Source organism: Klebsiella sp. MISC125, assembly GCF_051131775.1.
Taxonomy (GTDB): domain Bacteria; phylum Pseudomonadota; class Gammaproteobacteria; order Enterobacterales; family Enterobacteriaceae; genus Klebsiella.
The window spans coordinates 4,897,730-4,919,316 of record NZ_CP180448.1 but is presented as its reverse complement, the minus strand read 5'-3'; the positions used below and the strand labels follow the sequence as shown (position 1 = coordinate 4,919,316).

The 21,587-nt window shown below is 43.9% G+C and carries 17 protein-coding genes and 1 pseudogene; 11 read left to right on the top strand and 7 right to left on the bottom strand.

Annotated elements, in window-relative coordinates; all coding sequences use genetic code 11:
- Positions 1-23 precede the first annotated feature (23 nt).
- Entirely contained in the window at positions 24-1,598 is a 1,575-nt protein-coding gene (locus ACMYSL_RS23095; RefSeq protein ID WP_434660043.1) for an aminoacyl-histidine dipeptidase, read from the bottom strand.
- 684 nt (positions 1,599-2,282) lie between these two features.
- Here ACMYSL_RS23095 and ACMYSL_RS23090 point away from each other — a divergent pair.
- The 3 genes and pseudogenes from ACMYSL_RS23090 (at position 2,283) to ACMYSL_RS23080 (ending at position 4,748) form a co-directional block, all read left to right on the top strand.
- On the top strand, positions 2,283-2,540 hold the full coding sequence (locus tag ACMYSL_RS23090) for a YjhX family toxin (protein WP_110273875.1): 258 nt from the start codon (positions 2,283-2,285) through the stop codon (positions 2,538-2,540).
- A gap of 10 nt (positions 2,541-2,550) precedes the next feature.
- Positions 2,551-3,095: pseudogene (locus ACMYSL_RS23085) on the top strand (GNAT family N-acetyltransferase); the annotation flags it as partial.
- A gap of 24 nt (positions 3,096-3,119) precedes the next feature.
- Positions 3,120-4,748 carry a methyltransferase domain-containing protein gene (locus ACMYSL_RS23080; RefSeq protein ID WP_434664220.1) on the top strand — a complete coding sequence of 543 codons (1,629 nt, stop codon included), beginning with the start codon at positions 3,120-3,122 and terminating at the stop codon, positions 4,746-4,748.
- A 290-nt stretch (positions 4,749-5,038) separates the two neighbouring features.
- On the opposite strand, the gene ACMYSL_RS23075 is transcribed toward ACMYSL_RS23080, so the two are convergent.
- On the bottom strand, positions 5,039-5,716 hold the full coding sequence (locus tag ACMYSL_RS23075) for a helix-turn-helix transcriptional regulator (protein ID WP_139541196.1): 678 nt from the start codon (positions 5,714-5,716) through the stop codon (positions 5,039-5,041).
- A 627-nt stretch (positions 5,717-6,343) separates the two neighbouring features.
- Positions 6,344-7,111, bottom strand: coding sequence for a winged helix-turn-helix domain-containing protein (locus tag ACMYSL_RS23070; RefSeq protein ID WP_434660042.1), 768 nt, complete (start codon positions 7,109-7,111; stop codon positions 6,344-6,346).
- A gap of 371 nt (positions 7,112-7,482) precedes the next feature.
- Here ACMYSL_RS23070 and fimA point away from each other — a divergent pair, with 371 nt between their 5' ends.
- The 8 genes from fimA (at position 7,483) to ACMYSL_RS23030 (ending at position 15,608) form a co-directional block, all read left to right on the top strand.
- Positions 7,483-8,031: a type 1 fimbrial major subunit FimA gene (gene fimA, locus ACMYSL_RS23065; RefSeq protein WP_004099233.1), complete on the top strand. Its 549-nt coding sequence runs from the start codon at positions 7,483-7,485 to the stop codon at positions 8,029-8,031.
- Positions 8,032-8,110: 79 nt separating this feature from the next.
- Complete coding sequence (locus ACMYSL_RS23060; RefSeq protein WP_139541199.1) at positions 8,111-8,647, top strand: fimbrial protein; 537 nt, start codon at positions 8,111-8,113, stop codon at positions 8,645-8,647.
- A 100-nt stretch (positions 8,648-8,747) separates the two neighbouring features.
- Positions 8,748-9,404: a fimbria/pilus periplasmic chaperone gene (locus tag ACMYSL_RS23055; protein ID WP_235891804.1), complete on the top strand. Its 657-nt coding sequence runs from the start codon at positions 8,748-8,750 to the stop codon at positions 9,402-9,404.
- Positions 9,405-9,492: 88 nt separating this feature from the next.
- The gene (locus ACMYSL_RS23050) at positions 9,493-12,120 is read left to right on the top strand and encodes a fimbrial biogenesis usher protein (protein WP_182236554.1); all 2,628 of its coding nucleotides are present in this window, start codon (positions 9,493-9,495) and stop codon (positions 12,118-12,120) included.
- 9 nt (positions 12,121-12,129) lie between these two features.
- Positions 12,130-12,672: a fimbrial protein gene (locus tag ACMYSL_RS23045; RefSeq protein ID WP_371336521.1), complete on the top strand. Its 543-nt coding sequence runs from the start codon at positions 12,130-12,132 to the stop codon at positions 12,670-12,672.
- A 12-nt stretch (positions 12,673-12,684) separates the two neighbouring features.
- Entirely contained in the window at positions 12,685-13,191 is a 507-nt protein-coding gene (locus ACMYSL_RS23040; RefSeq protein WP_139541202.1) for a fimbrial protein, read from the top strand.
- Between the two features lie 25 nt (positions 13,192-13,216).
- The gene (locus tag ACMYSL_RS23035) at positions 13,217-14,152 is read left to right on the top strand and encodes a fimbrial protein (protein WP_434664217.1); all 936 of its coding nucleotides are present in this window, start codon (positions 13,217-13,219) and stop codon (positions 14,150-14,152) included.
- Entirely contained in the window at positions 14,145-15,608 is a 1,464-nt protein-coding gene (locus tag ACMYSL_RS23030) for an EAL domain-containing protein (RefSeq protein ID WP_434660041.1), read from the top strand. The genes ACMYSL_RS23035 and ACMYSL_RS23030 overlap by 8 nt, the downstream gene beginning before the upstream one ends.
- A 320-nt stretch (positions 15,609-15,928) precedes the next feature.
- On the opposite strand, the gene ACMYSL_RS23025 is transcribed toward ACMYSL_RS23030, so the two are convergent.
- From ACMYSL_RS23025 to ACMYSL_RS23010, 4 genes are all read right to left on the bottom strand, one after another.
- The gene (locus ACMYSL_RS23025; RefSeq protein ID WP_434660040.1) at positions 15,929-16,321 is read right to left on the bottom strand and encodes a DUF1090 domain-containing protein; all 393 of its coding nucleotides are present in this window, start codon (positions 16,319-16,321) and stop codon (positions 15,929-15,931) included.
- A gap of 640 nt (positions 16,322-16,961) precedes the next feature.
- Positions 16,962-17,693 carry a fimbrial biogenesis chaperone gene (locus ACMYSL_RS23020; protein ID WP_434660039.1) on the bottom strand — a complete coding sequence of 244 codons (732 nt, stop codon included), beginning with the start codon at positions 17,691-17,693 and terminating at the stop codon, positions 16,962-16,964.
- Positions 17,693-19,039: a fimbrial protein gene (locus ACMYSL_RS23015; RefSeq protein ID WP_139541208.1), complete on the bottom strand. Its 1,347-nt coding sequence runs from the start codon at positions 19,037-19,039 to the stop codon at positions 17,693-17,695. The genes ACMYSL_RS23020 and ACMYSL_RS23015 overlap by 1 nt, the downstream gene beginning before the upstream one ends.
- Positions 19,039-21,579: a fimbria/pilus outer membrane usher protein gene (locus ACMYSL_RS23010; RefSeq protein ID WP_434660038.1), complete on the bottom strand. Its 2,541-nt coding sequence runs from the start codon at positions 21,577-21,579 to the stop codon at positions 19,039-19,041. Before ACMYSL_RS23010 ends, ACMYSL_RS23015 begins: the two co-directional genes overlap by 1 nt.
- Positions 21,580-21,587 lie beyond the last annotated feature (8 nt).

Here is a 21,587-nt window from a genome sequence, read left to right as displayed (position 1 = left end):
ATCCTTTTATATGATCGCTTTGGTTAGCGAATACACTGGCAAACATGTGTATGGGGATGTGCTCTGTCTTCAGCACAGAAATTATTCATTTCCCGGACAGGCGCAGCCTCGTCCATTTGATTCAATACCTGAAGTAACAGCTCCACGACTTTTTCAGTACTCTCAATATCCAGCCTTTCTTCTGGCGTATGCGCGCCAGTGATGGTTGGGCCGCAAGCTATCATTTCCATCCACGGGAATTTTTCGGTGAAATAACCACACTCCAGACCAGCATGAATAGACTCGAGCGTTGGCTCGGCTGAAAAAGCGGTTTGGTAAGCATGGACAAAACGGGCAATGATCTCTGACTCGCGTTTAGGTTCCCAATCCGGGTAGTCGCCTGTGGCGGTGAATTCAGCGCCGAGAAGGGTTGCGAGCTGCCGCATTTGTTCGAGTACATACAGCTTTTTCGTTCTGAAGAAGCTACGGATCAGCGAACAGAGGCGAATGCCGTCCGGCTTCAGGCTAACAATACCCAGGTTACAGGAGGTTTCCACCAGGCTTGGTTCATTGCAGTGCATGGCCTGAATATCATTGGGGATGATAAGGATGGCAGCAATAAATTTATTCAGCGATTGCTGTGACAACACTTGTGTATGCGATTCCGCCACTGTTTCCGCTGTTAGATTAATGGCGTTTTCAGTACCCGCATATTCATGCTGAAATATCGCCTCCTGACTCTTAATCAACGCTCTGACCGAGTCGGCATGCCGAGGCTCGACGCTGATAAGCGCGCAGGCTTCCCGGGTAATGACGTTGCGCTTATCGCCGCCTTCAAAGGCAATAAGGCTAAATGGATACACGTCCTGAACGGCGCGTAATGTCCGGGCCATTAGCTTGTGCGCATTGGCGTGTTTTCTATGGATTTCCACTCCCGAGTGCCCGCCAAGCAGGCCGGAAAGCGTGATTTTTATTTGTGCGGCATTTTCAGCGATAGGTTCGTACGTGGCGGGTAGCGCAAAGTTAGCATCAATACCGCCTGCGCAGCCGTAATACAGCGTACTTGCGTGTTCAGTATCAATGTTGATAAGGCGCTTTGCTGTTACCAGTTTGTCAGTTACCGCCATCGCTCCGGACATACCGTCTTCTTCATCAGATGTGAAGAGCGCTTCGATAGGGGGATGCGCAAGAACGTGGCTGTCTAAAATAGCCAGTATGCACGCGACGCCAATACCATCATCGGCACCGAGCGTGGTGCCTTTGGCGGTCATATATTTGCCGTCACTGATAATTTCGATGGGGTCGGTCAAAAAATTATGCTGCGACTCTTTGGTTTTCTGGCAAACCATATCAATATGCGCCTGCAAGATGACTGGGGCTACGGATTCATAGCCTGGCGTTGCGGGTTTGCAGATAACGACGTTATAGACGGATTGCCCCGTTTCAGAAGCTTCTGTGCGCCTGATTTCAAGATTTCGTTTTAGTGCAAAATCGACAATCCAGTCGGCGATGGCTTTTTCATTATGCGAACCCCGAGGGATTTTACTGATTTCTTTGAAATAATGAAAAACTTGTTCATTCGTTTCCTGTACCAGCTGTCGGGTGATTTCGATAGACATATTTCTTTTCCTTAATCGATATAATCTTGTAGGGTAGCTTGACTCAAAAAACATTCTGGGTTTCAGTTGTGCGATAAAATAAATAACATCAGTCATCGGTGATGATGTCATGTGTAATTGACTGGTATTGGTTTTGTTGATTTATTTCTTTTGGTTTGATGTGATAAATATAAAATAAATAATTTCCTGGGAGGGGAGGTAAACTGAGTTGTTCATAATATTATCCTTGCAGGAATATATGCAGTGCATTTGATCGTTTAACCTTTGAAACGATAATGGAACGATTTTCTAATTCATTTATTGACTTGCATCATGTTATTAACGTATTATTTACATATATACACAAGTGTTTATTATTTGTTTTATGAATGATTTTTTGTTAACAAATTCGCCCGGGCGGTGAAAGCCGATACCTGGAGAAAAGAGTTTTGTACTAACCATTTCCCCTTTTCAGATCACATTTTCCAGTTTTGATTATTCCCATCCATGCTCTCTCTGTTATCATTCACATTGAATATACCTTTCAACTCTCACCGAGGCTTTGATGCTGGAGAATGTAATCATTAGATAATCAGCTTCCCGACCTTCTCAGGCCGGACTGGTTATCGCTGCGCTTAAACTTTACGCGAACACTTTTGGGTGTTGGCTCGTTTTTACGCATGATGATTAACAGGTTTCTTCAGTATGAATCTATCCCGTCAGGAACAACGTACCTTACACGTTCTCGCTAAAGGTGGTCGGATCGCGCACGTTCGCGATACTTCAGGCCGCGTGACCTCTGTTGAATGCTACAGCCGCGAAGGGCTTCTGCTCACCGACTGTACGCTCGCCGTTTTCAAAAAACTCAAAACCAAAAAGCTGATTAAGTCCGTCAATGGGCAGCCCTACCGCATCAATACCACCGGACTGAACAACGTCCGCGCCCAGCTGGATAATCGCTAAGGAGCATCTGATGACAAACCACAACTTCACTTTTCATATCACTACCGAAGGTGACGCCGGTGATATTTGCGAGGTCGAAACCCGAGCGTTCGGCTTTAGCAAAGAGGCCGACTTAGTTGCCGATTTGCTCAACGATGAGAGCGCTTGCCCGAGGTTATCTCTGCTGGCCAGACATAATGGAAAAGCGGTTGGGCATATTTTGTTTACCCGGGCGACATTCAAAGGAGAGTCTGACTCCCCGGTGATGCATATCCTTGCTCCCCTGGCGGTAATACCAGAATACCAGGACATGGGGGTTGGCGGATGGCTTATCCAAAGCGGTATTGAGCATCTGAAGGCGATGGGGAGCCTGGCGGTATTCGTTCTGGGACATGCCACTTATTACCCGCGGCATGGCTTTGAACCTTGCGCCGGAGATAAAAGCTATCCGGCCCCTTATCCCATCCCGGAGGAACATAAAGCCTGCTGGATGCTGCAACTGCTTTCGGCCCAACCGCTGGAGAGAACGGGTCAGATACAGTGCGCTCGCGCGTTGATGAAACCCGAGCATTGGCGCGAGTAATCAAAAAGGAAATGATAATGACTATTGGCTCGATTATTACCGGTTCCGGACACGTGGCGTTGTTATCCGGGGAGCGCAAAATCCCCTGGGATGAACCGGCTTTTAGCCAGCGTATGCTGGAGAACCATCTTTCACAGGGCCACGACTGGGCCAGCCGCAGGCAGGTGGTTATTGAACAGCAGGTGGCGTGGATTGCCGGGCAGTTACCTGCAGGCGCTCGCATTCTGGATCTTGGCTGCGGGCCGGGTTTTTACACCCGTCTGCTGGCTGAACGCGGTTTTTGCTGTACGGGCGTGGATTTTTCTCCGGCCTCGATCGCCTGGGCCCGGCAGCAGGCGCAGACCGCCGAGCTGAATATTGATTATCAGCAGCAGGATGTACGCGCCTACGAGCCGGGAGAACAGTTTGATTTCATCATGATGACCTTTGGTGAACTGAACGTGTTCAGCGCGGCAGATGCCCGCTCGCTGATTAACCGCTGTGCGCAGTGGCTGACCCCGGGGGGAAAACTGCTTATTGAGGTTCATACTTTTGATGAAGTTAAACGTCAGGGAATGGCGGAACCCGGTTGGCAGCGCTGTCCGCAGGGGCTGTTTCTTGCCACGCCGCATCTGCTGCTGACGGAGCACGCCTGGGAGTCGGCAGCGCAAACCAGCTCAACGCTGTTTATGGCAATCGAAGAGAACGGCAACGTGACGCGCTTCGGCAGCCAAATGACGGCCTGGCAGGATGAAGAGTACCTCGACCTGCTGCGCACGGCAGGTTTTACCACGATTATCCGCCCGGATAGGGCGGAATGGCCGGTCAGCGAGACCTTTGAAGGCAAGCTATATGCGCTGCTGGCGGAAAAAAATGAACCCAATTCTCTTACTTCAAACTCAATGAAAGGAATTCCAACATTGGATATCCCACGTATTTTTACCATCAGTGAAAGTGCTCACCGCATCCATAATCCATTTACGCCGGAAAAATATGCCACGCTGGGCCGCGTGTTACGTATGAAGCCAGGGGCCCGGATACTCGACCTCGGCAGCGGTTCGGGAGAAATGCTCTGTACCTGGGCTCGCGACCACGGTATTAGCGGTATGGGTGTCGATATGAGCGCGCTATTTAGCCAGCAGGCCAAACAGCGGGCGCAAGAACTTGGCGTTGCCGACAGCGTTGATTTTATCCATCAGGATGCTGCCGGTTATGTCGCCGATGAAAAATGCGATATCGCAGCCTGCGTGGGCGCCACCTGGATTGGCGGCGGCGTGGCCGGAACTATTGAACTGTTGAGTAAAAGCCTCAACCCTGGCGGCATGCTGCTGATCGGCGAGCCGTACTGGCTTCAGGTTCCGGCAACGGAAGAGATTGCGCAAGCTTGTGGCGTCTCTTCGCTTTCGGACTTTCTCACTCTTCCCGAACTGGTTTCCTCTTTCGAAAAGCTTGGCTACGATCTTGTGGAGATGGTGCTGGCCGATCAAGAGGGCTGGGATCGCTACGAAGCGGCTAAGTGGCTCACCCTGCGCCGCTGGTTAGAGGAAAATCCGCACGATAACTTTGCGCCAGAAGCCCGGGCTGAGCTGACGATAGCGCCAAAACGCCATGTAACGTATACACGTGAATATTTTGGCTGGGGCGTGTTTGCACTGATCAAGCGTTAGGATGAAATACCCGGCATAGCGGAAGGCTATGCCGGGTTCAGAATATCTCAAATCCGTAGAAGGCGAGTAAAAGTTAATCGTCTTCTGATTCTGGTAGGTTAACCTATTCAGTTTTATGGGGCCATGTAGAACCCGGAATATGAGCCGTTTAAAAATATTCCAATGGAATTTTATTCAAGTAAATACAATGTGGTTATGATTTTCATCATATGGAATACAATGAGGCGCTTGATATATGGGCGATAAAGTACAGGCTTAAGCTTACATTCTCTATATAAATTTACTTGATATTAATTGATATTATTATATTTAGATCTATTTTCTAATATACACGATGGTATATATGAGTCCCAACCATTGCATTGTATAAATTTTTTAAGTTGTCTGGTGTTTAGACAATCGGTTTTTTCCAGACATCGTGATATTCTTTTTTCAATTGCCTTTAGTGACACATTTTCTATGCTGGCGATTTCTTTTTGCGTCTTATTACAACTGAGTAAAAATATAGTTCTCCATTCAACATCGCTAAATAATGATGTCGGTGAGGATGATGTAACCATCAACTCGTTGAGTGAAAATTCGTTGTTGCTAAACACATGTGAATGAACATCATTTATAAATGCCGGTGTTATTTGTAGTAAAACCAGATTTACTTTGTCTGTTTCCACTGATAATGGGTGGAAATGAAAAAGAGATATATTCCAGTTCCCCTCCACGACATAAGCTTCTGCTTTGACAATTCTTTTCTTTAGTTCAATAGCCTGAGATACCGAACTTAATAAATTGATGCCATTTGATTCATTAAGATATGAAAACATATCATGTTTGGTAATGTTTATATTCTCAATGTTAAAGAGTCCTTTAAAAGCTTCATTATAAGAACTTAATGTAGTCTTTCCACTTACATCAACAACTGCCCACGGATCGCTACTATTATTCAGCAAGTCAGATAATTTGAAACGATGCATAGTATAGCCTCATCAATCTGGATTTTGGTGAAGCAAACCTACAACGTTCAAATCATAAAATTAACACTTAACGCTAAATATATAAATTATACAGAATTAATGACTGATTATTATAAATAAAGTAGATTTAAATGTCGAAAAAACACTATGTGTTACAGCTTGGTACGTCATGATTTTAACCTACTACAAATAAACAGAGGCGAGAAGTTATTGATGAATAGCATCTGTTGTTTGTCGATTTGCTCAATTTTTATAAGAAAAACATTTCCGGGTGAAGATAAAAAAAGTGGTTGAAAATCTCCAGGGATGGCGTCCCTCGAGTTCATTGTTTTGATTAAGTTAAATCTAAATATAGAAGTGGCTTTATTATATCTGAATAAATAAATTTGAGATATGTCAAGAATTTTTGCTTTCGAGTGTATCTTTCCATTTATTGCAAAGGAGACTTCATCAGATGATACTGGAGAAACATGTATAAATAATTTGCCGATATAATCGTCATTGTATACGTTTAAAATACCACTACACTCAGGGATCTCTCTTTTGTGAAAATAAAGATAGGCCGATAAGATAAAAAATAAAGTTGCTAGTGATGTAAGTGCTACACTAATTTTATGATATTTAAGTCTAATTTTTTTGAACATAGAAATTATTGCAATTTGTTGTTGGTTGTTTAGTGTGGTTATTATTACAAATATAATAAAAAGATGTTCTGGTGCCCCATTGTACAACGGGGCTTAAAGCATAATTATCATAATAATAAATAATGTGTGGAGTAGTGCAAATTTTATGAAGGTTAATTTTGCTAATGCTTAAGAGGTATGATACATCAATATCATCCTCATCGACTTCATAGTATGAGCTAATAAATTCAATTTTGCAACTTCCAACTAATCCAATAGTGGTTGTATTGGTATTGTTAAGATAATAATTGTTCTTATAAAAATATACGGAGGATATGATTGAACATAGCAAAAGAAAACCAGAAGAAAACAAAAAAATTAATGATGTAGACGATTTTTTTTCTAATTTTATATCTGATGTAGCGCTATTTTTTAATGAATTTGCTTTATTTATTTCCGTTACATCAGCATTGAAGATAATGCCTTCTCTGACTTTAGTTTCAATGATGCTCTCAATACCATAGTTAAAGAAAGATTTCCTCAAAAATGAAATAACATTGTTTAAGTTATGCATCGACGGTGTCAACCCGTGTTTGCCCCAGACTTCATCCAGAATCAACTCCTTGGATACTAGAATATTTTTGTTTTCCACTAAAAAAAACAAAGTGCGATTTTGCACTGGTGAAAGGGACATTTTCTCAATTAAATCGTAAGCATGTTCCAATGAAGCATCTTCTGGATTGTAAATTAATGACGAGTTAATTATAAACACTTCGCTTCCTTATGACGACTATAAAGAAAGATGGCATGCTGTGAAAAATAAAATCAGATACCGATTTAACAATGCTGATTATCACATGTCCATACAGCACTTTCAATGTCTCAAAAATAATAAATTGTAAATTAACTCTATAAAGGCAGGTGTGGAAAAAGTAGGGTTTTACCCCATTTAAATAAAGGGGTTTTATGAACATAATTCTTAACGCTGGCCGTATGACTGGTGAGTATAGGGAGGAGTAGAATATCTATCAAGGTTATCACTCAAATTAATCTCGTTAATACCTTAGTTAGAAATAACGATCTACCGCTTTTTCAATCAATATCGAATTAACTATTCGTAAACAGAAAAACCAAGGAAATTTTATGAAATTCAAATCACTGGCATTAGTTATGACTTCTGCACTGGCTCTGACTTCTGCTGCAGCATTCGCGGCGACCACCACCGTGAACGGCGGCACAGTACACTTCAAAGGTGAACTGGTTAACGCCGCCTGCGCGGTTGATGCGGGTTCTGTGGATCAGACTGTTCAACTGGGTCAGTACCGTACTGCCAAACTTGCTGCTGCCGGTGACGTTAGCCAGAACGTCGGCTTCAACATCCAGCTGAATGACTGTGACACTACCGTAGCGACAACTGCAAAAGTGGCATTTGCTGGTGTAGCGGCTAACGCAGCTAACCCAACCGTGCTTTCTGTTGCTTCTTCTGCAGCAGGCGGCGCCACTAACGTGGGTATCCAGATCCTGGACTCCAAAAGCGTACCGCTGGGTCTTGATGGCGCAACCTTCAGCACCGCTGTGACTCTGAAAGACGGTGTGAATATTCTGCCGTTCCAGGCGCGTTACTACGCTCTGGGTGCAACCACTGCGGGTGTCGCTAACGCCGATGCCACTTTTGCTGTTCAGTACGAATAATTACCACACCACGGTAATGACAGGATGTCATACAGGGCCACGGAAGGCCTGTCCTTAAACGGAATGACAGGGTGAGATAATGCGTTCGCTGATAGTGAGTCTGCTGTTTCTTCTGCCTCCGGCGCTGGAAGCCGGCGAACACTGGGAGACCATGCTACCCGGAGGAGCCATGAGATTTCAGGGGGAGCTGCTCGCGGAAGCCTGCAGCGTGGAAATTTCTGACCGTTCCCTCACCGTGAATATGGGGCAAATCCGGACAAATATGCTGCATGCTCCGGGTGAAGATACCGACCCGGTTGAGTTTGATATTCATCTTCGGGACTGTAACCGGAACGTCAGCCAGTATGTCGGGGTGGCTTTCAACGGTGTTGCTGACGGTAAAAACCCTGATGTTATTTCGGTCGGTGAAGGTCCTGGCATTGCACAGGATATTGGTGTGGCTATTTTTGATGCCTCCAATACGCTTATTCCGCTCAACAGCCCGCCAAGGCGTGTTGCGTCTGTTGTGAACGGAGAAACCATATTGCATTTTGTCGCGAAGTATCGGGCAACAGGACATCATGTTATGGGAGGAAAAGCGGATGCACAGGCGTGGTTTTCTCTGACATACGAATAACAAAAATAGCATGTACTGCAAGTTTATATATTTTTAGCCATAAAGAGGGTCTGAGGTGAAGAAGAAAACTGGAATATCCCGCAGGTTGCTGGCTGGAGTGATGCTGCTGACTTGTGCAGGCCTCTCATTGCAAGCAGAAGCGGCTGTGGCACTTGGCGCCACCAGAGTCATATATCCTGCAGGTCAGAAACAGGTTCAGCTCGCAGTAACAAATAACGATGAAAAGAGCACATTCCTGATTCAGTCCTGGGTGGAAAATTCAGCGGGGCAGAAAGATGGCCGTTTTGTTATTACGCCACCTCTGTTTTCAATGCAGGGGAAAAAAGAAAATACTCTTCGGATTATCGATGCGACAAGTAATCAGCTTCCACGCGACAGGGAAAGTTTATTCTGGCTGAGTGTGAAAGCTATCCCGGCAATGGATAAATCAAAGACGAATGATAATGTCCTGCAGTTGGCTATTATCAGTCGGATCAAACTTTATTACCGCCCCTCCGGTCTTTCAGTCGCGCCAGAAAAAGTGGCGGAGTCCCTGCGCTTCAGACGCCAGGCAGGAAAGTTGACCATCAGTAACCCCACGCCTTATTACGCCACAGTGACGGAATTGAATGCCGGTACGCGCAAACTGAATAATGCACTGGTTCCACCTCTGAGCGAGGCTTCAGTGGATCTGCCTGCGGATGCCGGCAGTCAGATTACTTACAGGACGATTAATGACTACGGTGCGCTCACGCCCAAAATGACTGCCCAGAACTAGTAAGGGCACAAGTCTGTTCTGCATCACGGATTAACTACGGATCCTCTGTCAGCTGATTACCGGCGAATATATTCGAGCCGGAGGGAATATGTCACATCTGATATCTGAAAAAGGGTTAAAAACCCCGGGAAAAAGGACGCTCTCCGGATATAAATCTGGCTGCTGTTTTACCTTTATTCCACTTGCCTTACTGATTGCGGCAAATATTCCGTCAGCCCGGGGCGAGCTTTATTTTAATCCCCGGTTTCTGGCTGATGACCCGGCCGCAGTGGCGGATCTTTCAGCTTTTGAAAAAGGTCAGGAGGCTCCTGCAGGAACCTACCGGGTAGATATCTATCTCAATGATGGCTACATGACTACGCGTGATATCCGGTTTATGGCCAGTGAGAAGGACCACAGTTTGTCTCCCTGCCTGACCCGGGGGCAACTTAGTGGAATGGGGGTCAACACCCTGTCCATTCCCGGCATGTCTGTGCTGGCAGCAGATGCCTGTACTCCGCTTTCCACTTTGATACCAGATGCTACCGTTCGCTTTGATGTTGGACTGCAGCGCCTGTATATGACCATTCCGCAGGTATACATGGATAGCCGGGCTCGCGGCTATATATCACCTGAATTATGGGATCCGGGCATTAATGCCGGGATACTGAATTATAGCCTGACGGGAAATAATGCTCGCAGCAAAAACGGCGTCACCAGTAATTATACTTATCTGAATCTGCAGAGCGGTCTGAATTTTGGAGCCTGGCGCCTGCGAGATAACACCACATGGAGCTATAGTTCTGGCACGGTTCATGAGAATCGTTGGGAGCATGTTAATACTTATGCTGAGCGTGACATCGTGGCGTTACGTTCACGCCTTACGCTCGGCGACCGGTATACTGACGGCGATATCTTTGACAGCATAAACTTCCGCGGCGCACGGGTTGCCTCGGACGATAATATGTTGCCGGACAGCCAGAAAGGTTTTGCCCCTGTTATCCGGGGTATCGCCCGCGGCACGGCGTCAGTGTCAATTAAACAGAACGGGTATGAAATTTACCGGAGTACCGTTCCACCCGGTCCCTTTGTGATTAATGACCTGTATGCGAATGGCAGCAGCGGTGACCTGCAGGTCACCGTGAAAGAAGCGGACGGCACCACACAAGTTTTCAGTGTGCCTTACTCTTCAGTGCCATTGCTCCAGCGTGAAGGCCATACCCGCTATGCGCTGACCGCAGGGGATTATCGCTCCGGTAACCGACTGCAGGAGCATCCGGGTTTTTTCCAGGGAACCGCAATGCGGGGTCTGGCAGGCGGATGGACCGTGTATGGCGGAACGCAACTGGCTGCCCGCTACCGGGCATTTAACGTCGGTGTCGGGAAAAATATGGGGGTGCTGGGGGCGGTGTCGCTTGACATCACTCAGGCAAATTCGCAGCTTCCTGATGATACTGACCACCAGGGACAATCTCTGCGTTTTTTGTATAACAAGTCGCTGAATGAACTGGGCACAAATATTCAACTGGTGGGGTACCGGTATTCCACGGAAGGATTTTTTACCCTTGCAGACACGGCATACAAACGGATGTCCGGCTATAACGTTGTCACGCAGGATGGGATTATTCAGGTCAAACCCAAATTTACTGACTACTACAACCTGTCCTATAACAAGCGAGGGAAAGTCCAGCTCAGCGTGACCCAGCAGTTGGGAAGACAGTCCACTCTTTATATTAACGGTAGTCATCAGACGTACTGGGATACGAATAAATCAGACCAGCAATTACAGATTGGCCTGAATACTGTGGTGCAGGATATCACTTGGGGGCTCAGCTACAGCCTGAATAAAAATGCCTGGCAGGATAACAATGACCAGATGCTGGCGCTGAATGTCAATATTCCTTTCAGTCATTGGATGCGTTCCGATAGTCAGTCAGTCTGGCGACACGCCAGCGCCAGTTATAACGCGTCACATGACCTGCGCGGACGGGCAACCAATACAGCCGGACTCTACGGTACGTTACTGGAAGATAACAACCTGAGCTACAGCGTTCAGACCGGCTATGCCGGGGGCGGCCAGGGGACATCCGCGGCAACCGGGTATGCCGCGCTGAACTATCGCGGTGCCTATGGCAATACAAATGTGGGCTATAGCCATACCGATGGTTATCGCCAGCTTTATTACGGCCTCAGCGGTGGTGTCCTGGCTCATGCTAACGGGCTCACGCTCAGCCAGCCAATGAACGATACCGTTGTTCTGGTCAAAGCACCGGGCGCCGGTAATGTGAACATTCAGAACCAGACCGGGGTAAAAACGGACTGGCGTGGTTATGCCGTACTGCCCTATGCCTCAGATTACCGCGAAAACCGTGTTGCACTGGATACCAACACGCTCGCCGATAATGTTGATTTAGATGAAGCCGTGGTGAGCGTTGTTCCGACGCACGGGGCGGTTGTACGCGCCAGTTTTGAGCCCAGAGTGGGGCTGAAGGTACTGATGACTCTGTTGTTTAAAGGTAAACCGGTCCCCTTTGGTGCGGTTGTGACATCCGAAAAAAATAACAGCGGAAGTATCGTTGCTGATGGTGGTCAGGTTTATCTCACCGGTTTACCGCTTACCGGCCGACTCCTGGCAAGCTGGGGGGATACACCGGATGCACAGTGTCGCGTGGACTATACATTGCCTGAGGAAAGCCGGAACAAGGCGCTCAGTGAATATCGTGCGGAATGCCGCTGAGGAGATAATATGGCTGGTAAATTTAACCGGTTGTCTGCCGTTGTGCTGATATTAATGACGATGATCCCGGGCACTCTTCTGGCGGCAGACAGCACTATAACTATCAAGGGTAATATAAAAGATAATACCTGTGCTGTTGCTCCTTCATCCCAGTATATAACTGTTGACTTAATGAATAATGCGGTAAAGCAACTTTATGCTGTTGGAAAAGTTACTACACCGGAAATTCCTTTCAGTATTGAACTGGCTCCATGTGGCGCATCCGTTATTGCCGTTAAGGTCGGTTTTGTTGGAATAGCTAATGCATATAATTCCAGCTTGCTGGCGATAGATGCCGGAGGCACGGCGGCTTCAGGTGTTGGAATTCAAATCCTGGACAGTGATAAAAATCAGATTGCAATAAATGCGGAGAGCAGCGCCCTAAGCTGGACCCCGCTAACGGCAAGTACATCGAATACGCTTAATTTTTATGCGCGATTAAAGGCGTCAAATATGCCTGTCGTTGCAGGATTAACGAACAGTACAGCAACATTTACTCTGGAGTACCAGTAAACTGAGGTAATTATGCAGAGTGTGAAAATATACAATAATCTTTTAGTTGCATTTCTTTTTACATTCGTTAGCCCTGTATTTTCTGCTGATGTAACTATTACGGTCAACGGTAGCGTCGTGGCTAAACCCTGCACGGTGTCAACATCGGATGTCACTGTCTATTTAGGGGACTTGTATACGTTTAATTTATTATCAGCAGGTTCGTCTTCAGCGTGGCATGAAGTTTCACTTAACCTGACAAATTGCCCTGTTGGAACATCCGCAGTAACCGCAACTTTTTCAGGTAATGCTGATGCTACGGGATATTATAAAAATTTGGGGACCGCGACCAATATCCAGCTACAGCTGCAAGATTCTTCAGGTAATGATTTGAATAATGGTACGAAAACACAAGTGTCAGTTGATGATTCAACTTTATCTGCCAGCTTTCCTCTGCAGGTGAGGGCTCTATCCGTGAATGGTGGAGCTACGCAGGGAAGTATTGAATCTGTAATCAGTGTGACTTATACATATCAGTGAGGGGAAAATGCATTTAATATATTTCATGAGAGTCTTTATTATTGCATCAGTAGCCCAGCTGACATGGATTAATTATGCCAGCGCATTTACCTGTTATGATGCTACAGGAAATACACTTAACAGTGGTGCAGTGACGGCTACAGCGAATGTGTATGTAAACCTTCAGCCGAGTGTAGCGGTAGGGCAAAACTTGGTTGTCGACCTTTCGTCTTCTATTTTTTGTCGTAATGATAATCCGAATACACGAAATGATAATGTCAGCATGCTGAAGGGATCGGCATATGGTGGAGTATTAACAAACTTTACCGGTACCATGAGATATTATGGTTCGAGCTATCCTTTTCCTCTAAATTCAGCTACCGGTACACATAATTTTACATCGGGAAGTTATACTCCGTGGAACACTCAGCTTTACTTGACACCTCTGACCTCAGCCGCCTCGGCTGCTGGAGGGATAGCGATCGAAAGCGGGACGATGTTTGCCTCTCTTGTCATGTATCAAGTAGGCTCTGATAAAACCAATGGTGGCAATGTCAGAACAGCAACTTTTACCTGGAATCTGTACGCCAATAACAGCGTTGTAGTTCCAACGGGCGGCTGCGATGTATCAGCACGCAACGTTGCAGTGACTCTCCCTGAGTATCCTGGAAGTGCGGTTGCTGTACCTCTGACAGTTCACTGTGGTTCTAACCAGAGTCTTTCTTTTTATCTATCTGGCAATACCGCAACCAGCAACGATATATTTCTCAATACCTATTCTGGAACCAGTACTGCTTCTGGGGTTGGTATACAATTGCTACGCAATGGAAGCGCCATACCAGCAAACCAAAACATCTCTTTGGGGACTGTTGGCACCTCATCGGTAAGTTTGGGACTGACGGCAAATTATGCTCGTACATCTGGTCAGGTTACAGCCGGTGGTGTTCAGTCAATTATTGGCGTAAATTTTGTTTATGATTAAGCAAACAAAAGTAGAATATTCGGTTGCTTATATTGTTTCCCCTTGCGCTATGGCGGCGGCTGGCCTGAAGGAATTGATAAATAATCAAGGGGTTGCGACTAAAATTATATTACTTAACGATGCGAGTATTGATACTACCCATTCTGAGGATGATGATGTAATTGATACTTCTGGTTTGTATGTATTTTATATACCTAAGGAATCTTTTTATTTCCTTTTGATGTTGATCTACATAGCTGAGAGAATAAAAAAAGTTCATCCAGATACTGATTTCGTTTTCATTAGTGGTGTGTCGTGTTCCTGGCTTCATCAAAATATACTGCAAATGGCTGGTGGGGAAAAATTTGTTTTTAGTGCGAAGATTATCTCCTCAAAATTGAGTGTAAAACGTCTGGAACAATATTTTACTCGAGTGAGAGAGAACCTACCTTTCACCTCAAGAGAACGTTTCACTGTTAACAAAAGAGGAATGAGTAATGAAGGACTAACCCCACGCGAAACTGAAGTCCTTCTTGACCTGTTCAGCGGTACTGATACCGCGCTTGTTGAAAGAAACAGAAATGTAGCATCTAAAACTTTATACAATCAGAGAAAATCAGGGCTTAGGAAAATGGTCGAGAATTCTGCTGAACTTGCCGGGAAACTTCCGGGGGCATCAAAAAGATGGAAGGCAAGATTGGCTCAAACGGAAATGTCTTCTTATGAAAAAGACTTCGTAACCGGTATTGAGATGCAGGAGGTTTATCAGGTTTATCAACCAATTATAAATACCTTACGGGAAATTTGTGGCTTCGAAATACTCACTCGCTGGCGTCAAAAAGGATATGTAATCCCCCCGAATGAATTTATTCCAGATCTTAAGTCTGAAAGCGTCCTGTTGCTACTTACTGCTATGAGCCTCAAAAATGCCATCGATGGAATAAACAGGTATGAGGGAAAGTATTTTTTCTCTATTAATATACATCCAGATTTAATTGATTGCCCAGGTCTGGTTAAAATGTGTATAGAAGCTTGTCGTCAGCTAAAAGATACTCGATGGAAAAGTCAGCTTGTACTTGAGTTTTCTGAAAAATCAGATTTTTATATATCACGTGATGTAGTGAATAATCTTAATATACTAAGTGGAATGGGCATGATTCTTTTTTTAGATGACTGTTTTTCCGAAGGGAGTGTTTTTTTTCCTGTCAGAAAATTCTCTTTTAAAGGGTATAAACTGGATAAAAGTATCATTGATGATGTTTTAACGAGTAAAGATGATATAGCATTAATTACATCTCTATCAGGATATTGCTCGATGACAGGAAGGCAATGCATTGCTGAAGGTGTGGAAGATGTTTTTACTTTCGAAAAGTTGAAGCGGCTTGGTGTCGAACTTTTTCAGGGGTATTTCTTTCATCAGCCAGCGAGCGAAGAGGAATTGGCTGCTCTTGTATTGAAATCTAACCAGTTTAAATAATATTATAATGGACAGAATTCATTTATAATAAATGTTGACATAATTTAAAATGATAAAATTAACGGACTACTCAGGTAAAGTTGTGATAGTCAGAATAACTGAAATAAGAATGGTTCACAGCCATGGCGACAAATCACTTGTTTTTATAAAAGATATTCATGAACCTATAAAAGTTAATCATAGACTTGAAGAGATTGAAGGATTGATTCAGACGCAGAATGCAATAATGAATCTGGATGATAAATTCTGAAAATTAGTGCCAGATAACTGGCACTAATTTTTTGTATAGCGAATGGAGGCGTTATTTCTAGAATCTATACTTATTTATTCAGTTCGCTTTGTGCTTCAAGAAGCTCACTTTTAGCCTCTTGAAGTTTTTTCTCTTTTTTATTTATCCTATCAGCGTTACCAGTTTCTTTAGCTTGATTAAGTTCAGTCATTCTTTCGGTAACTTTTTGTTCTTTTTCAGAAATTTTGTTTTTTCTTTCTTGGGTTAGTTTTTCATCAGTGCAGTTTTGACGTAATTCGCTCAATGCTTTTTCCAGACCTGATATCCGGTGATTATTGCCATGTTTAGTTGCATAGTCAATTTGCTGCTGAATTTGTTGTTCTTTAGCTGCACAACCTTTTAACTCATTGGCCGCGTATGCGCCGAAAGATGAAAAAGCGCTGATGATTGTTAAGTAGGTAAGTACTGTTTTTATCTTTTTCATGATATGTCCTTAATTTAATTGATGAACACTGAAGTCTTTTTCAGAGATTATATTTAAATATAAATCCCCACCTATTTCAATGCGTTGATTAGTCGTTTTGTTAAAATAGGATGAATCTGATGGGGCTGTTTTATGACTTTTAAAAATTGAATGCTGCTGATAATCAATACCACTTAAGTAGTGCATGGAGGGTTTTATATGTACAGACACTCAACGACCATCATGTTATAATTGTGACTCTTCGTAAAGGATTACAATATGCAAGCTTTGCTTTCATCATGTGCACTAGTCGCGATATCTTTTTCGGTGCTTCTGTTTTTTTATGCATTCTGGATTTTTCTTACAGAAGAGGATGTTCCTTTTGTAAATATCCTCGTTGCTCTCGCCCTAATCATTATCGCTTTTTATTGTCTTGTCTGGTATACGCTTATCACACTTAAAAGTGATGGTATTGATTTTTCGATTTTTTAGAATTCTTCTTAGTTCGTAATTACTCAATGTAAAAATATTAATCACATTGTAATACAACCTTGAATAAACACTCATAAACAAGAACTTTAATTACAATGCGATTTATGTTGAAGCTATAGGGGAGTCATTAAGAATTATCAGCAACGCTAAATAGATGTAAATGGGCTCATTATGTAGTTGGTAGTGTTTTTTTTATTTCTTCAATTTCGCCCTTATCATTAATAAGTTTAAATATTATAGAACCAGAGGTTTTGATCGGCTCAACTGAAATAGGTATAAGTGAAAAGAAACTCTCTGAAAACGGTTTTATCATCAGGTCCAGATCGGCCGATGCTTTATAATATTTTCCTTGGATGTTGACTATAATATCATTATAGGATAAGACGTAACCGCTGTTATTACGGCAAGTCAGGGATGAATGATTATCCTGCTTAAGTGAGCATGATACTGAATTTCCTGCATCATTAACGTTACCAGTAAGATTTTTGGGGCGATAAATAAGCTTTAGTTGAGTTTTCATTGACATTAGTAAGTATTTATCTATCCCAGGTGCCTCTTTGATGGCTGGAACTTCATAAATATTTATCCAATAGAGGCTTTCTCTATCTGTTGGTAATTTTTGGCCATTAAAAATAACTCTAACTGATTTTATTTCATTAGGGCGTAAATTAAATATTGGAGGGATCAGAACAAATGGTGATGAAGTGCTCTGCTTGAAATTGTTAACCTCGCCTAAATCCACCCACGTCTGGACAAATGTGGGATACGGATTAACATTCATGATATTAACGCTTTGTGTGACTTCACCTTCATGATAAATCACTCTGGTTTTTTCAATCAGCATTCCAGCATAGCTAATTGGCGTAAGCAGCATAAGTATTATTAATATTGTTTTACCCATCACTGAACCCTCACCCATACGTAAGCTTTAGCGCTTACTTTTCCCGCTGTTACCGTTTGGCCGGGTATTTTCTTTAATGTAGCAGTGAATACAGAATTATAACTGGTGTACCCTGACGCCGCACTACCAATAGATGATGCACCGTTTAAAACAGAATACCAACCCACATCATTACCGCTTGGACAACCGAGTGAAGTACACACTCCCCATCCTAAGAAATTCATCGCTGTGCCGGTTGAAGTATTGCTTAAAGCAATACCCACGCCGGTTGCAATTGTGGAGTTGGTACCATAGCCGTCTGAAAGCAGATAACTGACACCGCCTGATGCATTTACCAGTCCAAGTTCCTTTGCCGTTAAATAACTTTCATAGGGCACTTGCAATCCTAATGCAGTGCTACCGGAGGAAATTCCGGAGACCGCGGCATTATCACACTCAATAGACACAGTGAAATTTGACTGTGATGTTCCGCCGTTATTAAGTGATTGGATGCTAATTGTAGGCAGCAGTACTAAAGGAGTTACGTTGCGGGCCACACAGGTAGATGTATGGGTCAGCGTTGATATAGGTGACGTTCCCATTCCCATTGCGATCCAACGTCCTGTCCCCCATGTGGCGTAGTTATCTGCAGAATCGGAACCGATAGGATCGGTAGTAATACCCGGGCCTTTGAAAGTGACATAGCCATTTGGTTGTATGCAGGTGTAGCTGGAGGTGCCCGTTGGCGACGCCATTCCTGAATAAGGGGAGCTGGCAACATAACCACCGCAGTAGTTGCTTTTTCCTTGTCCTGGCAGTGTGCTTATTCTGATAAGGTCTGCTCGAATAGCGCTAAAATCTTTAACACGAATTTGTATTTTGTTACCCACTGTAGCGTAGCTGGTAATAGGATATTGTTGCCAGTAGCGAGTAAATGGAAGCCCGGAATTAATATGTGTTAACTTTATACCTACGTAGGGGAAATAGGTGGCAAAATAGTTCTGATGGGAATCATCTTTACCCAGGTCGAAGTATCCTCCGACACGATCGTCACCGTTTGTTGCAAAAACTTCATAGATATTTCCCACGTCAGTTGCGTCGCATTCATATAAAACAAGATCTCCGGCTCCACTGCTGCTATACCTGACAGCCGTATTAATACTGAATACTGTACTTGCTAATGGTGTGCCAACCGGTTGAAGGTAACTGCTGGTAATGTTGACATTGCCCAGCCCAATCCCTACACCACAACTATCGCAACCAGCATCAATAGACGACTTTCGCGTGCAGGTTGCATGAGCCTGATTGAATGAAACTAACCCGAGCAGCACCAATAAGGTCAATATAAATGATTTTGAACTAATCATTATTTACATTCTCCCTGTGTTTTTATTATTGGATCATCTTTTTGTGTATCTGAAATACGGTAATGTAAATTGCAGGATGAGTTATTTCCCCATTTCACGCTTAAATTATCTTCAAGTTTATCATTACGTACCCATGCTTGATTATTTTGTCCGACTGTCCCGACAGGATTGTCTTTGTTATTATAAACAGTGGCGCCTAACGGCAGTGGTTTATTGTAGTTGATATTTATTAACATCGGATAACCATGCAAGACACTGAACTTGACTCTAACCATGGCACCGACCATTGGTGCGATACGTTGGCTTCCTGAAACGATCTCTGCATTTTTATTGATTTCAGATGAATCAAGAGCAACGTTATTATACTGATAAGGGGCAACAGAGGGACTCAGTGCAAAGCCAAATCTGTCGACGGTCGTATTCTGGCTACCAACAACCTTCGCACCCTGAGCACCTTTTGCTTCAATTAAAGCAAATGTCTCTCCCAGGTAGGGGCCAAGAGTTGCTCCATCTTTGTGAAGAACGATTGCACCTTGCAGTCCTGCTGAGCCTTGAGAATAACTTTTCGCGTGAGAAAGCGTTCCCTGAACCGAACCGAAGGAGGTTGAGGTTTGCAATGTTCCTCCCAAGGATTGATTATTAGCATAATCATGCGCGTAGGTCAGACCATAATTAATCGGTTGGCTAGTGTCCATTAAACCTGACAATGTGGATTGTAATGTGGATCCTACTCCGTTTTGTTGGGTGTAAGTGCTACTAAGAGTATTTTGTTGATTACGTCCAAGAGGGATAGAAACAGAAACTGAACTCAACGTTTGCTGAGTGGATGAATAATAGTTATTGATATAGTTATCGTAGCCAATGCCACCATCAATGTAATTATTTCGAGCTTCGCTGTAGCGGGTTCGTGCAATAGAAGCATTGAAAGAAATACCATTGGCGAATTGTTTGTTGTATCCAAACTGGTATTGTCTGTCATTGCTTCGGCCATCCCGATACGCTTGTGTCGATCCTGATACCCATAGACTTCCCAATATATCCATATCCTGAGTTACGGAGATTTCAAATCGGGAAGATTGGTTTAAAGTTGTTGATGTCCAGTTGAGATTATTCTCGGTCCAGGCTTTACGCAGGCCTAAAACATCGGACAGATCTCGATAGCCTGCTGTTGAGTAGCGGTAACCGGCAATAGCAATTGTTGTATTGGTTGGCACAATCCGTTTGCTGTAACTTGCATGGAACATCCAGCCTGTTTGATCGCCATCTGGCAAGTTTGCTTGCGAAAAGGTGGTATCAAGCCCGAATGCACCTAATTCAGAGGAGTACACGCCTCCCATCACCCCGGAGAGATAACCTTCAGCGATACGACTACCAAAATTCGTCGTAATATTGTTGCTAAGACCGTACTGTACGGTTAATTCAGCAAATGGATCACTATCGCCAACGTAGCGAGAATGACCGGCGATGGCGGAATATTTATACATTCCTTCTCGCACAGATTCTGGTCCTGCTGCATAGGGGACCGTAAATACATTCACTGAACCATCAGCTTCTTTTATCGTGACGGATAGATCGCCTGAGTATGACAAGGGATAAAGATCGTTAATCTCGAAGTTACCAGGTGGTACGGTGCTTTCATAGATTATAGCCTTCCCCTGACTAATAGTGACTTTGGCATTACTTTTGGCAACTCCCCTGATAATCGGTGCATAGCCTTGTTGTGACTGTGGCAGCATGCGGTCATCGGAGGATAGAGATATTCCCCTAAAGGCAAAGCCTGAGAAAAAACTACCGCTGGTGTAGTTATCACCGACAATCAAATTACTTTTTATTGGTAAAATTGCCCGCTGCAGATATGCGCGGTTTGTTGACCACTGCGTTGTACCAGGATCGCTGTGTGACCATGTTCCTTGTTGATGTAGCTGCCATCTACCAAAGTTTATAGCGTTATTTAAGCCTACCCAAGTAGATTTGTAACTACCAGAACCCGCTCCAGTGAAACGAGAATAATATTGATTGATGCTGTAGTTAGATAGCAGCATAGTTTCACCGTCATCTAAATCACCAGGTGAAACGTAGCCCTTGGGCTCTTTTGCCAGATCAATTTCTGGCAGACCGATCTCGACCAACATTTTTCGCATATCAGTGTTGATAGATACGTTGGGAACAATGTCAGGTAAAAAGCTACATTCACCGAGTTCTTGTTTTATCTTGTTTTTCAATGGAATGAGCTGTATCTGTTTTCTTGAAAAACAGGGTTGCGTTGAACCATTGTGTATCTTAAAAACAATATTATCATGAAATAAAAAAAGACCATTTAGCTGCACATCTACCGAATAATTACCGGGTTTGATTTTATCAGTAGATACGTAGTTGATAACGTCATCAACAGGCAGGCCACTTCCTTTCAGAAGGGTCGTATCGAATACATAGCCACTGCTATTATCATTAGAATTTGCCATACTTGAATCAGCATAGGCAAAGATTGGCAATGTTAAAAATACCAATATTGATGCTTTTTTACCCGGCATGTATTTCATAAATAAAT

Excerpts from the sequence above, each read along its gene's own strand:
- ACMYSL_RS23020 (WP_434660039.1), bottom strand. The coding sequence starts at position 17,693 with ATGGGTAAAACAATATTAATAATACTTATGCTGCTTACGCCAATTAGC.
- ACMYSL_RS23045 (WP_371336521.1), top strand. The coding sequence starts at position 12,130 with ATGGCTGGTAAATTTAACCGGTTGTCTGCCGTTGTGCTGATATTAATG.
- ACMYSL_RS23040 (WP_139541202.1), top strand. The coding sequence starts at position 12,685 with ATGCAGAGTGTGAAAATATACAATAATCTTTTAGTTGCATTTCTTTTT.
- ACMYSL_RS23060 (WP_139541199.1), top strand. The coding sequence starts at position 8,111 with ATGCGTTCGCTGATAGTGAGTCTGCTGTTTCTTCTGCCTCCGGCGCTG.
- ACMYSL_RS23055 (WP_235891804.1), top strand. The coding sequence starts at position 8,748 with ATGCTGCTGACTTGTGCAGGCCTCTCATTGCAAGCAGAAGCGGCTGTG.
- ACMYSL_RS23030 (WP_434660041.1), top strand. The coding sequence starts at position 14,145 with ATGATTAAGCAAACAAAAGTAGAATATTCGGTTGCTTATATTGTTTCC.
- ACMYSL_RS23010 (WP_434660038.1), bottom strand. The coding sequence starts at position 21,579 with ATGAAATACATGCCGGGTAAAAAAGCATCAATATTGGTATTTTTAACA.
- ACMYSL_RS23035 (WP_434664217.1), top strand. The coding sequence starts at position 13,217 with ATGAGAGTCTTTATTATTGCATCAGTAGCCCAGCTGACATGGATTAAT.
- ACMYSL_RS23075 (WP_139541196.1), bottom strand. The coding sequence starts at position 5,716 with ATGCATCGTTTCAAATTATCTGACTTGCTGAATAATAGTAGCGATCCG.
- ACMYSL_RS23090 (WP_110273875.1), top strand. The coding sequence starts at position 2,283 with ATGAATCTATCCCGTCAGGAACAACGTACCTTACACGTTCTCGCTAAA.
- fimA (WP_004099233.1), top strand. The coding sequence starts at position 7,483 with ATGAAATTCAAATCACTGGCATTAGTTATGACTTCTGCACTGGCTCTG.
- ACMYSL_RS23015 (WP_139541208.1), bottom strand. The coding sequence starts at position 19,039 with ATGATTAGTTCAAAATCATTTATATTGACCTTATTGGTGCTGCTCGGG.
- ACMYSL_RS23050 (WP_182236554.1), top strand. The coding sequence starts at position 9,493 with ATGTCACATCTGATATCTGAAAAAGGGTTAAAAACCCCGGGAAAAAGG.
- ACMYSL_RS23080 (WP_434664220.1), top strand. The coding sequence starts at position 3,120 with ATGACTATTGGCTCGATTATTACCGGTTCCGGACACGTGGCGTTGTTA.
- ACMYSL_RS23025 (WP_434660040.1), bottom strand. The coding sequence starts at position 16,321 with ATGAAAAAGATAAAAACAGTACTTACCTACTTAACAATCATCAGCGCT.
- ACMYSL_RS23095 (WP_434660043.1), bottom strand. The coding sequence starts at position 1,598 with ATGTCTATCGAAATCACCCGACAGCTGGTACAGGAAACGAATGAACAA.